Source organism: Sphingomonas sp. BK235, assembly GCF_004345855.1.
Lineage (GTDB): Bacteria > Pseudomonadota > Alphaproteobacteria > Sphingomonadales > Sphingomonadaceae > Sphingomonas.
This window is the reverse complement of record NZ_SLXN01000002.1, coordinates 535,654-549,202: the sequence shown is the minus strand read 5'-3', so window position 1 is coordinate 549,202 and position 13,549 is coordinate 535,654. Positions and strand designations below refer to the sequence as shown.

General features: G+C 70.4%; 11 protein-coding genes. 4 read left to right on the top strand and 7 right to left on the bottom strand.

Annotated features, from left to right (window positions below; genetic code table 11):
- Positions 1-12 precede the first annotated feature (12 nt).
- Positions 13-1,077, bottom strand: a complete 1,065-nt coding sequence (hppD, locus tag EV292_RS08080; RefSeq protein ID WP_132908677.1) for a 4-hydroxyphenylpyruvate dioxygenase — start codon at positions 1,075-1,077, stop codon at positions 13-15.
- Between the two features lie 649 nt (positions 1,078-1,726).
- Between hppD and EV292_RS08075 the strand changes: the two genes are divergently transcribed.
- A complete protein-coding gene (locus EV292_RS08075) occupies positions 1,727-2,809 on the top strand; it encodes a mechanosensitive ion channel domain-containing protein (protein WP_132908872.1) in 1,083 nt (360 codons plus the stop codon).
- Here EV292_RS08075 and EV292_RS08070 read toward each other — a convergent pair.
- The 4 genes from EV292_RS08070 to otsB all read right to left on the bottom strand — a co-directional run bounded on the left by EV292_RS08070 (position 2,790) and on the right by otsB (position 8,240).
- Positions 2,790-4,130, bottom strand: a complete 1,341-nt coding sequence (locus EV292_RS08070) for a methyl-accepting chemotaxis protein (protein ID WP_132908676.1) — start codon at positions 4,128-4,130, stop codon at positions 2,790-2,792. The genes EV292_RS08075 and EV292_RS08070 overlap by 20 nt on opposite strands.
- A gap of 182 nt (positions 4,131-4,312) precedes the next feature.
- A complete protein-coding gene (locus EV292_RS08065) occupies positions 4,313-5,707 on the bottom strand; it encodes a trehalose-6-phosphate synthase (RefSeq protein ID WP_132908675.1) in 1,395 nt (464 codons plus the stop codon).
- Entirely contained in the window at positions 5,704-7,485 is a 1,782-nt protein-coding gene (locus EV292_RS08060; RefSeq protein WP_132908674.1) for a glycoside hydrolase family 15 protein, read from the bottom strand. Before EV292_RS08060 ends, EV292_RS08065 begins: the two co-directional genes overlap by 4 nt.
- Entirely contained in the window at positions 7,485-8,240 is a 756-nt protein-coding gene (gene otsB / locus EV292_RS08055; protein WP_132908673.1) for a trehalose-phosphatase, read from the bottom strand. Before otsB ends, EV292_RS08060 begins: the two co-directional genes overlap by 1 nt.
- A 505-nt stretch (positions 8,241-8,745) precedes the next feature.
- Between otsB and katG the strand changes: the two genes are divergently transcribed.
- The 3 genes from katG to EV292_RS08040 all read left to right on the top strand — a co-directional run bounded on the left by katG (position 8,746) and on the right by EV292_RS08040 (position 11,944).
- A complete protein-coding gene (gene katG / locus EV292_RS08050; protein ID WP_132908672.1) occupies positions 8,746-10,977 on the top strand; it encodes a catalase/peroxidase HPI in 2,232 nt (743 codons plus the stop codon).
- Positions 10,978-11,206: 229 nt separating this feature from the next.
- Positions 11,207-11,578: a hypothetical protein gene (locus EV292_RS08045; RefSeq protein WP_132908671.1), complete on the top strand. Its 372-nt coding sequence runs from the start codon at positions 11,207-11,209 to the stop codon at positions 11,576-11,578.
- 78 nt (positions 11,579-11,656) lie between these two features.
- Entirely contained in the window at positions 11,657-11,944 is a 288-nt protein-coding gene (locus EV292_RS08040; protein WP_132908670.1) for a DUF3297 family protein, read from the top strand.
- Between the two features lie 38 nt (positions 11,945-11,982).
- On the opposite strand, the gene EV292_RS08035 is transcribed toward EV292_RS08040, so the two are convergent.
- Both EV292_RS08035 and EV292_RS08030 read right to left on the bottom strand, forming a co-directional pair.
- Positions 11,983-12,300 carry a PilZ domain-containing protein gene (locus tag EV292_RS08035; RefSeq protein WP_279432408.1) on the bottom strand — a complete coding sequence of 106 codons (318 nt, stop codon included), beginning with the start codon at positions 12,298-12,300 and terminating at the stop codon, positions 11,983-11,985.
- 58 nt (positions 12,301-12,358) lie between these two features.
- Positions 12,359-13,480 (bottom strand): hypothetical protein, encoded by a 1,122-nt coding sequence (locus EV292_RS08030; RefSeq protein WP_132908668.1) that lies wholly within the window; start codon positions 13,478-13,480, stop codon positions 12,359-12,361.
- Between the last annotated feature and the right edge of the window lie 69 nt (positions 13,481-13,549).

The following is a 13,549-nucleotide window of genomic DNA, read 5'->3' as shown; positions in this document are numbered from 1 at the left end:
CGCCGCGCGCCGTCACGCGTCGACGGTGATGACCCCGCGGCGGATCTGGTCGAGCTCGATCGACTCGTACAGCGCCTGGAAGTTGCCGTTGCCGAACCCCTCATTGCCCTTGCGCTGGATGATCTCGAAGAAGATCGGCCCCACCATCGTCTCGGTGAAGATCTGGAGCAGCAGCCCCTCCTCACCGACATTGCCGTCGATCAGGATGCGGTTCCGGCGCAGCCGCTCGAGGTCCTCGCCGTGGTTGGGCACGCGCTGGTCGACCAGCTCGTAATAGGTCTCGATCGTGTCCTGCAGTTTCACGCCGCGCGCGCGCAGTTTCTCCACCGTGGCGTAGATGTCGTCGGTGGTGAGCGCGAGATGCTGGATGCCCTCGCCATTATAGTCGCGGATGAACTCCTCGATCTGGCTCTTGTCGTCCTGGCTCTCGTTGAGCGGGATGCGGATCGCGCGGTCGGGCGCGATCATCGCCTGGCTGAACAAACCCGTGGCCTTGCCCTTGATGTCGAAATACTTCTGCTCCTCGAAGCCGAAGATCTGGCCGTAGAACTCGGCCCACACGCGCATCTGCCCGCGCCGGACATTGTGGGTGAGATGGTCGAGCAGGTCGAGCCCGACGTCGTTCGCCGCCATCGCCTCGGCCGCGCCGGGCACCGCGTCCCAGCCGTCGTAGATCGATCCCGCCGCGCCGTGGCGGTCGACGAGATAGAGCAGCGAGCCGCCGATCCCCTCGAGCGCGGGGATATCGTCGAGCGCCTGGCCCGCCGGCGCGGGCTTGGCGCCGCGCGCGATCGCGGCGTCATAGGCGGCGCGTGCGTCCTGGACCCGGAACGCCATCGCGCTGGCCGACGGGCCGTGCGCGGCGCGGAAGTCCGCGGCATGGCCGCTTTCCTCGCGGTTGATGAGCAGGTTGATGCGGCCCTGCTGGTAGCGGGTGAGCGCGCGCGTGGGATGAGTCGCGGTGGCGACGAAGCCGAGCGCCTCGAACTGCGCCGCCAGCGCGTCGGCGTCGGGCGCGGTGAACTCGCAGAACTCGAAGCCGTCGAGCCCCATCGGATTGACGTCGATATGCTGCATGGTCGGCCTCGCAATGGTAACGATGGAGACGATATCAGGTGAGACTAGGTCGGGTCAACGTGCGGCTCGGATGGGTGCCACGTTCCGGCGGAATCCGCCCCCTCTCGCCCCCCTCCCCCGCGAAGCTGGCGTCATCCTGAGCTTGTCTCAGGATCCACGCCGCCGCGCACCCCATCGGCGCGGCGCCTGCGGATCGGTGGATCCGGACCCATAAAGGTTTATTGTCGCGAAAGCTGCTTGCCCCCGTCATCCCGGGCCCTTCGACAAGCTCAGGAGAGCCTTGACCCGGGATCCATGGTGCCGCGAGAGCCGCCGGCGTTACTCTCGCGGCACCATGGATCCCGGCGCGAGGCCGGGATGACGGTAATGAAAGACTAAGCCGCCTTTTGGGTCCGGACCCGTGGATCCTGAAACGAGTTCAGGATGACGCCAGGCGGGGGGCAGCGGTCGCCGCCGCGACGGCAGCCACGGCGGGGCACGGCGATGCACGGCGGGCCACGGCGGGGGCAACACCCCCCGCCACGCTTGCTCCGGGCCGACAAGGGAACGCCCGCCGGTGCGCCCTCGTTACGCCCCCGGATCACCCACGCGACCCCGAGGAGCAACGATGGCCGCGCTGACCCGTACCGTGCACCGATGGGCGCGCGAGATGCCCGAGTGGCTGCTCGGCGCGATCTACATCGTCGCCGCGGTGGCGCTGGCGGTGGTGCTGCACCGCGTGATCATCTGGGTGGCGCGCCGTGCCACCCGCGCGCGACCCGACAGCACCGCCGCGGTCTTCGTCGAGCGCGTGCGCAAGCTGCTGCGCTGGCTGCTGATCGCGATCGCGCTCGCGGCGGTACAGCCGGCGCTCGACCTGACGCGCGGCGCCGCGACCCTGTGGGCGCGCGCCGCGGCGCTGCTGGTGCCCGGGCTGATGGGCTGGTGCGCGATCGTCGCGATCGGGACGGTGATCGACGTGATGATGCGCCACGCCGACATCAGCGTGGAGGACAATCTGCGCGCGCGGCGGCGCCGCACCCGGCTCGGCATCCTGCGCCAGATCATCGTCTCGGTGGTGCTGCTGGTGACGGTGTGCACGATGCTGATGACGATCCCCAGCGTGCGCAGCCTGGGGGTGACGTTGGCGGCCTCGGCGGGTCTCGCCGGCCTCGCCGTGGGCGCCGCGGCACAGCCCGCGCTGAAGAACCTGATCGCTGGCTTCCAGATGATCTTCACCGAGCCGATCCGCATCGACGACGTCGTCATCATCGACGGCGAATGGGGGCGGATCGAGGAGATCCGGCTGACCTATGTGGTCGTCAAGATCTGGGACGAGCGCCGCCTGGTGGTCCCCGTCTCCAAGTTCCTCGAGCAGAGCTTCCAGAACTGGACGCGCCAGTCGAGCGCCTTGCTCGGCAGCGTGTTCTGGTATCTCGACCCGGCGGTGGACGTGGAGCGGCTGCGCGCCAAGCTCGGCGAGATCGTCACGGCCAACCCGCGCTGGGACAAGCGCTTCTGGAACCTGCAGGTGACCGACACCAAGGCGGACGGCTCGATCGAGCTGCGCGGGCTGATGACGGCGCGCGATGCGTCCACCGCCTTCGACCTGCGCTGCGACGTGCGCGAGGCGTTGCTGGCCTTCATCCGCGCCGAGATGCCCGAGGCGCTGCTGCGGCGGCGGGTGATGGTGGAGGGCAGCGCCGAAGGGGCGTCGGCGTCGATGGATCGGCCTAGCTCCCCTGTCGGGTGAGCGTCGCGGTGCGCGGCGCGGATGGGCCGGCATCGCGCTCGAGCCGAAAGCGCGCGATCTGGTCGCCGAGTTCGCGGGCGCGCTCGGTCAGGCCGAGCGAGGCGGCGTTGGTCTGCTGCGCCATCGCGGCATTCTCCTGCGTCATCCGGCTCATCTCGCTGATCGCGGCATTGACCTGCCCGAGCCCCGCCGCCTGCTTGCGCCCGCTGTCGGCGACGCGCGCGACCAGGCCGCGCGCGTCGCTGACGCGCGCCAGGATGTGGCGCAGCGCCGCGTCGGTCTCGCCGACCAGCCGCACCCCGGCGTCGATCTCGCCGCCGGCCGCGGTGACGCGCGCCTTCACCTCGCGCGCGGCATCGGCGGAGCGCTGCGCCAGCGCGCGGACCTCCTGCGCCACCACCGCGAAGCCGCGACCGGCGTCACCCGCGCGCGCCGCCTCGACTCCCGCGTTGAGCGCGAGCAGGTTGGTCTGAAAGGCGATGCCGTCGATCAGGCTGATGATCTCGCCGATCTCGCTGCCGCTGCGCTCGATCCCCTCCATCGCCGCGATGGCGCGCTGGGCGACGTCGCCGCTCGCGGTGGCGGCCGCGCTCGCGTCGGCGGCGAGCTGATCGGCGCGCGCGCCATCGGCGGCGGCCGCGGCGACGTCGCGGGTCAGTTCCTCCAACGCGGCGGCGCTCTGCTCCAGCGCGGCGGCCTGGCGCTCGGTCCGCGCCGCCAGCGCCTCGGCCGCGCGCCGGATCGCGCCGGTGTCCATGTCGATCGCGCCGACGCGTTCGCCGACCCCCTCGACGATCGCGCGCAGGTCGGCCAGCACCTGGTTGTAGGCGATGCGCACCGGTTCATAGCGGTCCGACAGAGCGGTTCCGATCGGCTGGCTGAGATCGCCGCTCGCCAGCCGCGCGAGCCCGTCGGTGATCGCGCTGACCAGTCCGTCGATCTCGCTGATGTCGATACAGGTGGTGATCACCGCCGGGCGCCCGTTGCGCGGCGCCAGGAACATCGACACCAAAGCGGGGAAGCGCGTCCCGTCCTTGCGCAGCCCGCGGAACGGCATACGCGCGACGCCCGCGCGCTCCGCCTCCTTGATCAGCGCCGCGACCGCGACGCGGGTCGGCACGCCATTGTCCTGCACCTCCGGCGAGGTGAGCCCCAGCGGGCGACCGACGAACTCGTCGCGCGTGCGCCCGAAGAGCCGCAACGTCGCCGGATTGCAATCGACGTAATGCCCGTCCTGGATGACGTAGATCGCTTCGGGCGAGATATCGAAATAGAGTTCGGCGGTCGATCGGCGCCGACGGCCCCAGATCCAGTTGCGCACCCTGATCCGTCCCTCTTCGCGATTCGCCCGTCTATCCTAGCGCGGCGGCTCTTCGGGCGGCGGCGGGCCTGACCCGCGTTGGCGAGGGCGGACGACCGCGCCAGGGCCTCATCCCGCTTCTCTGAAGCGGCAGCGCGCTCCGGCGAATGCGGGAGCACGGGTCGGCCCGGATGGCTCAGCCTTTACTCCGCCCGCTCCCGCACCTCGACCCGCTCCAGCGCGCCGAGGAACTCGCTCGCCCACCAGGTCACGTCCTGCGACTGGACGCCCGCCATCAGCGCCTCCCAGCGGCGCACGCGCTCGTCGCGCGGCATGCGCAGCGCCTGCCAGATCGCGTCGGACACTTCCTCCGCGCTATACGGGTTGACCAGCAGCGCCTCGGGCATCTGCTCGGCCGATCCGGCGAAGCGCGACAGCACCAGCACGCCCGGATCCTCCGGGTCCTGCGCGGCGACATATTCCTTGGCCACCAGGTTCATGCCGTCGCGCAACGGGGTCACCAGCCCGATCTTGGCGGCGCGGTAGATGCCGGCGAGCTGGTCGCGCGGATAGCCCTGGTTGACGTAGCGGATCGGCACCCAGTCGACGTCGGCGTACTCGCCGTTGATCCGCCCCGAGATCTGCTCGAGCGAGGTGCGGATGCGCTGATAGCTCTCCACCGAGACGCGGCTGGGCGGCGCGATCTGGAGCAGGAACACTTCCTTGCGCTCCTCGGGGTGCTCGATCAGGAAGCGTTCGTAACCGAGGAATCGCTCCTCCAGCCCCTTGGAATAATCGAGCCGGTCGACGCCGACGATCATGTCGCGCCCGGTCGCGCTGTCGCGCATGCGGCGATGCGCCAGCCGCGCCGCGACCCCGCGCGACATCTCGGCGAACTCGGCGGCGTCGATGCCGATCGGGCAGGCGATGAGCTGCACCGAGCGGTCGCCCAGCCGCGCCACGCCATGCTCGTCGACGGTGGCGCCCATGTCCTGGATCGCGAAGTCGCGGAACGAGTCGAGCCACTCGGCGGTGTGGAAGCCGATCAGGTCATAGGCGAACAAGGTCTCGACCAGCTCCTGCGCGTTGGGCAGGGTGCCGAGCAGCCGGCGCGGTGGCCACGGGATATGGAGAAAGAAGCCGATCTTGTTCCGGCAGCCGCGCTGGCGCAGCTCGGCGCCGAGCGGGAACATGTGATAGTCCTGGATCCACACCAGGTCGTCGGGCTCGATCAGCGGGCGGACGGTGTCGGCGAAGCGCTGGTTGGTGCGCTGGTAGCCGCCGGCGAACTCGCGCTCATATTCGGCCAGGTCGATGCGATAGTGGAACAGCGGCCACAACGTGCGATTGGCGTAGCCGTCGTAATATTCCTGGACGTCCTGCTCCTCCAGGTCGACCGTCGCGGTGGTCACGCCCTGGTTGCGCTGAAAGTTGATGTGGCCGTTAAAGTGCTCGGTCTGCTCGCCCGACCAGCCGAACCACAAGCCGCCGCGGTCGCGCAGCGCCGCCGCCATCGCCACCGCCAGCCCGCCCTGCGCCCCCGAGGTCGAGCCCTTGGGCGCGGTGACACGGTTCGAGATGACGATCAGTCGGCTCAACGGATACTACTCCACGGTTTGCTCAGCATGGCGGCGCAGTTGATCATGCCGACCAGCGAATAGGTCTGCGGATAGTTGCCCCACAGTTCCCCACTATGGGGATCGATGTCCTCGGAGAGCAGCCCGGCCGCGGTGCAGCGGGTCAGCATCTCCTCGAACAGGGCGCGCGCCTCGTCGCTGCGACCGGTGAGGTACAGCGCCTCGATCAGCCAGAAGGTACAGACGTTGAAGGCGGTCTCGGGCAGGCCGAAATCGTCCTCGGTGTCGTAGCGCAACATGGTCGAGCCGCGCCGCAGGCCGGTCTCGATCGCGGAGAGCGTGTCGAGGAAGCGGGGATCGTCCGCCTCGAGGAAGCGCAGGTCGAGCAGCTGGAGCACGCTGGCGTCGAGGTCGTCGCCCGCGAAGGTGGCGGACATGCGCCGCGTTTCCTCGCGCCACGCCGCGCTCTCGATCCGGTCGCGGATCACCTGCGCGCGCTCGGCCCAGACCGCCTCGCGCTCAGGGAGGCGGAGCCGCTCGGCGGCGTTGGCGAGCCGGTCGCACGCCGCCCAGCACATCGCGCTGGAATACGTGTGGACGCTCTGGCGCGTGCGCAGCTCCCACAGCCCCGCGTCGGGCTGGTCGTAATAGGCCCAGGCGCGCTCGCCGACGCGCTCCAGCGCCTCGAAATCCTCGACGCCGCTCAGCCGGAACAGGCGATGGTCGAAGAAGGCGTGGACCGAGCACAGCACGATCTGGCCATAGGCGTCGTGCTGGATCTGCTCGGCCGCCTGGTTGCCGACGCGCACCGGCCCCATGCCGCGATAGCCGGCGAGCTGCTGCTCGATCCGCTCCGGCAGCTCGGGCTCGCCGAGCACGCCGTACAGCGGCTGGATGTGCCCGCCGCGCGCGGCGTCGACGATGTTGCGCAGGTAGCCGAGATAGCCCTCCAGCACGTCGAGCGCGCCGAGCCGGTTGAGCGCCTGGACGGTGTAATAAGCGTCGCGGATCCAGCAGTAGCGATAGTCCCAGTTGCGCTGCGAGTTCGCGTGCTCGGGGACCGAGGTGGTCAGCGCCGCGACGATCGCGCCGGTCTCCTCGTGCTGGCAGAGCTTGAGCGTGATCGCGCAGCGGATCACCGTCTCCTGCCACTCCAGCGGCACGGCGAGCCCGCGCACCCAGCCCTGCCACTCCTGCGTGGTGCGGTAGAGCATCAGGTCGACGGTGCTGGCGAGGTCGCCCTGGAAGCTCTCGTCCGGCCCGAGGAAGAAGTGGAGCGGGCGCTCCACCCGGAAGGCGTGCTCGCCCTGCACCATCGCGATCGGCGCGGTGGTGGTGAGCCGCAGCGCGATCGTGTCGAGCAGCAGCCGCAGGTGGTTGGAGCCGCCGATCTGCTCGCGGCAGCCGCCGCCCCAGCCGCAGGTGGGGCGCAGCTTGACCCGCACGCGCGGGCTGCCCGCGACCGGGCGGATGATCCGCGCGTAGCCGACCGGGCGATAGGTCCGCCCCTCGCGCGCGAACCGCGGGCAGAAGTCGATCACCTCGATCGCCCCGCCGTGGCTGTCCATGTGGCGCGTGACCAGGATCGGGGTGTTGCGGATATATTCCTGCTCGACCGAGACGCTGTCCTCGATCTCGATGCCCCAATAGCCGCTGTCGGGCGCCTCGCCGCCGAGCAGCGCGGAGAAGAGCGGGTCACCGTCGACGCGCGGCACGCAGCCCCAGACGAAGCGCCCCTGCCGGTCCACCAGCGCGCTCACCTGGCAATTGCCGATCGGCCACAGGTCGAGGTTGGTCATCACGTCTCCGTCGGGTGAGGGGAGGGGCAGGCGGCGGCGAGCCAGGCGAGCGCGGCGGCGACGTCGTCGAGCCGATAGGCGGCGGCGGTGTCGCGCGCGGGGCCCACCAGCACGCCCGCGCCGCCCAGGGCGCGCGCGGCGGCGAAGCCCGCCTCGTCGGTCACGTCGTCCCCCATGAACACAGGACGCGTGTGGCGCCGCGCGGGTTCCGCCATCAGCAGGTCGACCGCGCTGCCCTTGTCGCGCCCGCGCAGGCGCAGCTCGGCCACCATCTTGCCGTGCTGCACCTTGAGGTCGTGCGTCGCGGCGAGCTCGTCGGCGAGCGCGGTCACCGCCGGCTCGGCCTCGGGGGCCTGACGATAGTGGAGGCCGACGCCGAAGGGCTTGTCCTCGATCAGCACGCCGGGATGGTGCGCGGCGAGGTCGCGCGCGGCGGCGAGCGCCTGGTCGAGCGCGGGTGGGCGCTCGGGGGCGTAGCAGCCGCCGTCGGCGCCCGCGATCTCCAGCCCGTGGCTGCCCGCGACGGTGAGCAGCGCCGGGGCGAGCAGCGCGCGCACCTCCGCCACCGGCCGCCCGCTGACGATCGCGACGCGACCGTCGAGCGCGTCGATGAGGCGCGCGAGGAGACTGGGGACATGCGCCGCGACCGCGACCGCGTCAGGGGTGTCGGCGATGTCGACCAAAGTGCCGTCGAAGTCGAGGAACAGGCTGGCGCCGTCGAGCAGGTCGGCGGGCGGGGGCGGAAGCGCGGTCATGCCGCGCGTGGTGACGGCAAGCCGCGGGGGATGCAATGGGCTGCGGGGGCACAAGATCCTCCCGGTGCCGGGAAGGCTATCGGCAACGGACGATCCGTACAGTCCCCTCAACCGCGGTGCAAAACCTGTGCCGTCATCCCGGGCTTGACCCGGGATCCATGGTGCCGCGAGAGCCGCGCGCGTTGCTCTCGCGGCACCATGGATCCCGGCACGAGGCCGGGATGACGGTGATGATGAGGGTTATGAAGAGCAAGCTGCCTTTTGGGTCCGCACCAATGGCCCCGGGTCAGGCCCGGGATGACGGCAGTGCGTGAGCTGTCGGCAGATTATCCGGTCGCACGCGATGGACAGGGCAGCGGGAAAAGCGACGCATTGATCGACCCACTCCCTCAAAGCTACGCCTTTAATCGATTTTACTCACGTCATCGGAACGGCCTATCCCCTCGTTGACGGTGGCGTACCGCGGCGCACGAGCGCGCGGGCCACGATGCTGAGGAGAGCGAGCATGGACGCGAAGACGGGTGAAGTAGGCGGCGGCTGCCCCGTCGTCGGGCACGGCGGGGGCAATCGCTCGAAGCGCCAGGGCAATCGCGAATGGTGGCCGGAGGGGCTCAGCCTCACCGCGCTCAACCAGCATTCGCCGCGCTCCAATCCGCTCGGCGCCGACTTCGACTATGCCGCGGCGTTCGCCACGCTCGACCTCGACGCGGTGATGGCCGATCTCAAGGCGCTGATGACCGACTCGCAGGACTGGTGGCCCGCCGATTTCGGCCACTACGGCGGCCTGTTCATCCGCCTCGCCTGGCACTCGGCGGGCACCTATCGCATCACCGACGGGCGCGGCGGCGCCGGCGGCGGGCAGCAGCGCTTCGCCCCGCTCAACTCCTGGCCCGACAATGCCAGCCTCGACAAGGGCCGCCGCCTGTTGTGGCCGATCAAGCAGAAGTACGGCAACGCGCTGAGCTGGGCGGACCTGTTCGTGCTCGTCGGCAATGCCGCGCTCGAGTCGATGGGGTTCAAGACCTTCGGCTTCGCCGGCGGCCGCGCCGACACCTGGGAGCCTGAGGAGCTGTTCTGGGGGCCCGAGGGCACCTGGCTCGGCGACGAGCGCTACTCGGGCGAGCGCCAGCTGCACCCCGGGCTCGGCGCGGTGCAGATGGGCCTGATCTACGTCAACCCCGAGGGCCCGAACGGCGACCCCGACCCGGCGCGCTCGGCACTCGACATCCGCGAGACGTTCGGCCGCATGGCGATGAACGACGAGGAGACCGTCGCGCTGGTCGCGGGCGGCCACACCTTCGGCAAGACGCACGGCGCGGGTGACCCGTCGTTCATCGGCGTCGAGCCCGAAGGCGCGGTGATCGAGGACCAGGGGCTCGGCTGGCGCAGCAAGTTCGAGAGCGGCGTCGGCCCGCACGCGATCACCTCGGGGCTTGAGGTGACCTGGAGCCAGACCCCGACGCAATGGTCGAACCGCTATTTCGAGAATCTGTTCGGCTTCGAGTGGGAGCTCACCAAGAGCCCCGCCGGCGCGCACCAGTGGATCGCCAAGGATGCGCCGGAGGACGTGCCCGACGCCTTCGATCCGAACAAGAAGCACCGCCCGACGATGCTCACCTCGGATATCGCGCTGCGCGCCGACCCGATCTACGAGAAGATTTCGCGCCGCTTTCTCGAGAATCCGGATGAGTTCGCCGATGCCTTCGCGCGCGCCTGGTTCAAGCTGACCCACCGCGACATGGGGCCGCGCGAGCGCTACCTCGGCAAGCTCGTCCCGGACGAGGTGCTGATCTGGCAGGACCCGATCCCGGCGCTCGACCATCCCGTGATCGAGGCGGGCGAGATCGCCGAGCTCAAGGCCAAGCTGCTCGACCTCGGCTTCACCGTGCCGCAGCTGGTGTCGGTCGCCTGGGCCTCGGCCTCGACCTTCCGCGGCTCGGACAAGCGCGGCGGCGCCAATGGCGCGCGCATCCGTTTCGCGCCGCAGAAGGACTGGGACGTCAACGATCCGGCGCTGCTCGCGCAGGTGCTGCCGAAACTGGAGCAGGTGAAGGCCGAGTTCGACGCCGCTGCCACCGGCGGCAAGAAGGTGTCGATCGCCGACCTGATCGTGCTGGCGGGCACCGCGGCGGTGGAGAAGGCGGCACGCGACGGCGGCGTCGACGTCGCGGTGCCGTTCACGCCCGGCCGCATGGACGCGAGCGAGGAGTGGACCGACGCGCACTCGTTCGAGGCGCTCAAGCCCGCCGCCGACGGCTTCCGCAACTATTACTGGGACGGCTGCTTCATGGCGCCGGAAGAGGCGCTGGTCGACAAGGCGCAGCTGCTGCGGCTGTCGGCGCCCGAGATGACCGTGCTGGTCGGGGGCCTGCGCGTGCTCGGCGCGAACGCGTTCGGCGCCGAGGAGGGCGTGTTCACCGACCGCGTCGGCGTGCTGAGCAACGACTTCTTCGTCAACCTGCTGACGATGGAGAATGAGTGGGTCGCGACCGAGTCGAACAACCGCTTCCAGGGGATGAACCGCAGGACCAAGGCGCCGACCTGGACCGCCACGCGCGTCGACCTGATCTTCGGCTCGCAGTCCGAGCTGCGCGCGCAGGCCGAGGTCTATGCCCAGTCGGACTCGAAGGAGAAGATGGTCCGCGACTTCGTCAAGGCATGGGACAAGGTGATGAACGCCGACCGTCTCGACCAGCTCAAGCCCGCCGACGCGTTCAGCCAGAAGCTGTCGGCCTGAACTACGCCCCCCCTCGCCCCCGCAAGGGCGAGGGGGCTGAGGCGGCGATCACCCGGGTGACGCCGCCGACCGTCGCCGCGGCGCGCGTCGCGATCGCCACCCCCGACACTATATGGCGGATGAACGCGGCATTCCGCGCGGGTTCAGCCCGGCTGCGCTATCCCCCGCAACAGGCTCGCATCTTTCTGCGTTTGACCCATCATGCGAACCGAGTTGAGGAGGTCTTGAGATGTCGGGACTGTGGACAAAGGCCGGGCTCGCCACCGCGCTGGCAGCGACCGCGCTGACCAGCGCGGCGCCGGCGGAGGCACAGCGCTACTGGCGCCACCGCGACCGCGGCGGCGACGCCGCCACCGGCGCCCTGATCGGCGGCGTGATCGGTCTGGGACTGGGCGCGGCGATCGCGTCGAGCAACCGTGACCGTTATTACGATCGCTATGATCGCTACGACCGCGGCTATTACGACGACCGCGATTATTATTATCGCGCGCCGCCGCGGGTCTATTACCGCGAGTACGCGCCGCCGCCGCGCTCTTATTATTACGAGCCGCGAGGCTATTACCGCGATTATGCCCCGCGCGGTTATTATCGCGGCTGGTGAGCGGAACGACGGCGCGGGGGCGATCCCGCGCCGTTTTGCTATGGCCTGCGCGCCGCATTTGCGGCATGGCGCCGCGCCATGACCGACACGCCCCCCGACCGTCTCTCGATCGATCCGTCGAGCCCGCACTTCGACCAGGCCGCGCTTCAGCGCGGGGTCGGCATCCGCTTCAAGGGCGTCGAGCGCCGCGACGTCGAGGAATATAGCATCTCCGAGGGCTGGATCCGCGTCGCGCTGGGCAAGAAGGTGGACCGCCACGGCCGCCCGCTGACGATCAAGCTGACCGGTCCGGTCGAGGCCTGGTTCGAGCGCGGGGGCGCCGATTCGGCGGACGCCGCGGCAGACACGGCATCGGACGAGGACTGATCCCGCCGCGGCGGCCCTGCACGGGCGCGCCGCGCGGCTCAGCTGCTGATCGCGACCGGGGCGGCGTTGCTGCTGGCCTCGACCGTGCGACGCAGTTCCTGTGAGTTGAGCGGCTTCATGAACTCGCAGCCGAAGATCTCGCCGTCGCGCCAGGCGATACGGGCGTGATGCTCGCCGCTGCCCGGCAGCGAGAATTTGAGCAGCGTGCCGACCGCGAGCGGCAGCGAGATCCGCGCGCGCAGGCCGTTGGCGGACACGTCGAGGATCGTGATCGACAGCGCGATTCGCGCCATCGCGCGACATTCGGTGCTGAATCGCGGATCGCGCCTGTTATCGATGTTCGGCTGAGACGCCACGACGAATGATCCCCCCTGGACTGTCCGGCGATCCTATCACGCCCTGGTTAACGGTGCGTTACGGTCGCCACGACCCGGCGGAGAGCGCCCCGGCGTTGAGCAGATTGAGCGCGCGCTGGAGGAAGCCCGCGACGCGCGCCGGCCCTAGATTGACCCCGGCGTCGAACCGCTCGGTCGCGCTGTCGCAGCCGGCGAAGCTGTTGTTGGCGCTGGTGGTGAACTCGCCGTATTTGAGCGCGAGGCTGTTGCCGCGCACCCCGGTGCCGATCAGGCTGAGCCCGTCGGCGACCAGCGACTGGGCGTAGCCCGCGGGCGTGACGGTGCGCCCGCCCTTGAGGAAGGTGCCCGCGCCGGTGAACAGGATGCGCGACCGGCCGCGCCCTTCGCCGCTGAGCTGGACCACCGGGATCTCGACGCCGTGCGCGGCCTTGATCGCGGCCCAGTCGGGGCCGGTCGCGACGGGGTAATCGCCCGCGGGGAAGAACACTTCCTTGTTGGTGGCGAGCGCGCGCGCGAGCGCGGGCGCGTAATCCGGCTCGGCCGGGCGCTTGAAGTCGGAGATGCTGACGCGCTCGCGCAGCTTGGCCTGGACCGAGCGCGGCGCGGTGCCGGGGGCTTGCGGCGCGAAGCCGACGCGGGTGGCGCCGTCGGCCGCGGCGAGATCGCTGCGCAACGTGGGGTCGTCGCCGTCCCCCAGCGTCGCGGTGGTGAAGCCGCCGCCCGGCATGCCGACCAGCGCGCGGCCCGCGCGCGCGGCGGCGGGGGGCAGCGTGCCGCCGATCTCGCCCTCCGGGACCAGCAGCGCGCGCGCGTCGAGTTCGCCCGTCGCGGCGTCCAACTCCTGCGCGATCAGCATCAGCCGGTCGAGCGCGCCCTCGTGGCTCTTGGCGGGGAAACGGTCGTCGGGGGTGTAGACCATCTCCTGCGCGCGCGCGGTGCGGCGGCGGACGCGCAGCGTGGCGCCCGCGCTCGCCTCGGTGCGGGTGAGTGTGCCGCCCGCGTCGGTCTCGCCGCCGACGACGCGATAATCGACGCCGAGCCGGAGCACGATGACCGCGCCGTCGGCGACGCGCTCGACGACGAGGTCCTCGGCCGCCTTGAAGCGGAACGGCACCGCGAAGGCGGTGGTGGCGCCGTCCTCGACGTAGCTGACGGTGGAGGGCAGGGCGGCGACGGTCATCCGATCCCCTCGGCGAGAGGTTATCGGGGGCGTGGCGGCGCCGCGAACGCCGGTGCGGCCTTGTACCAG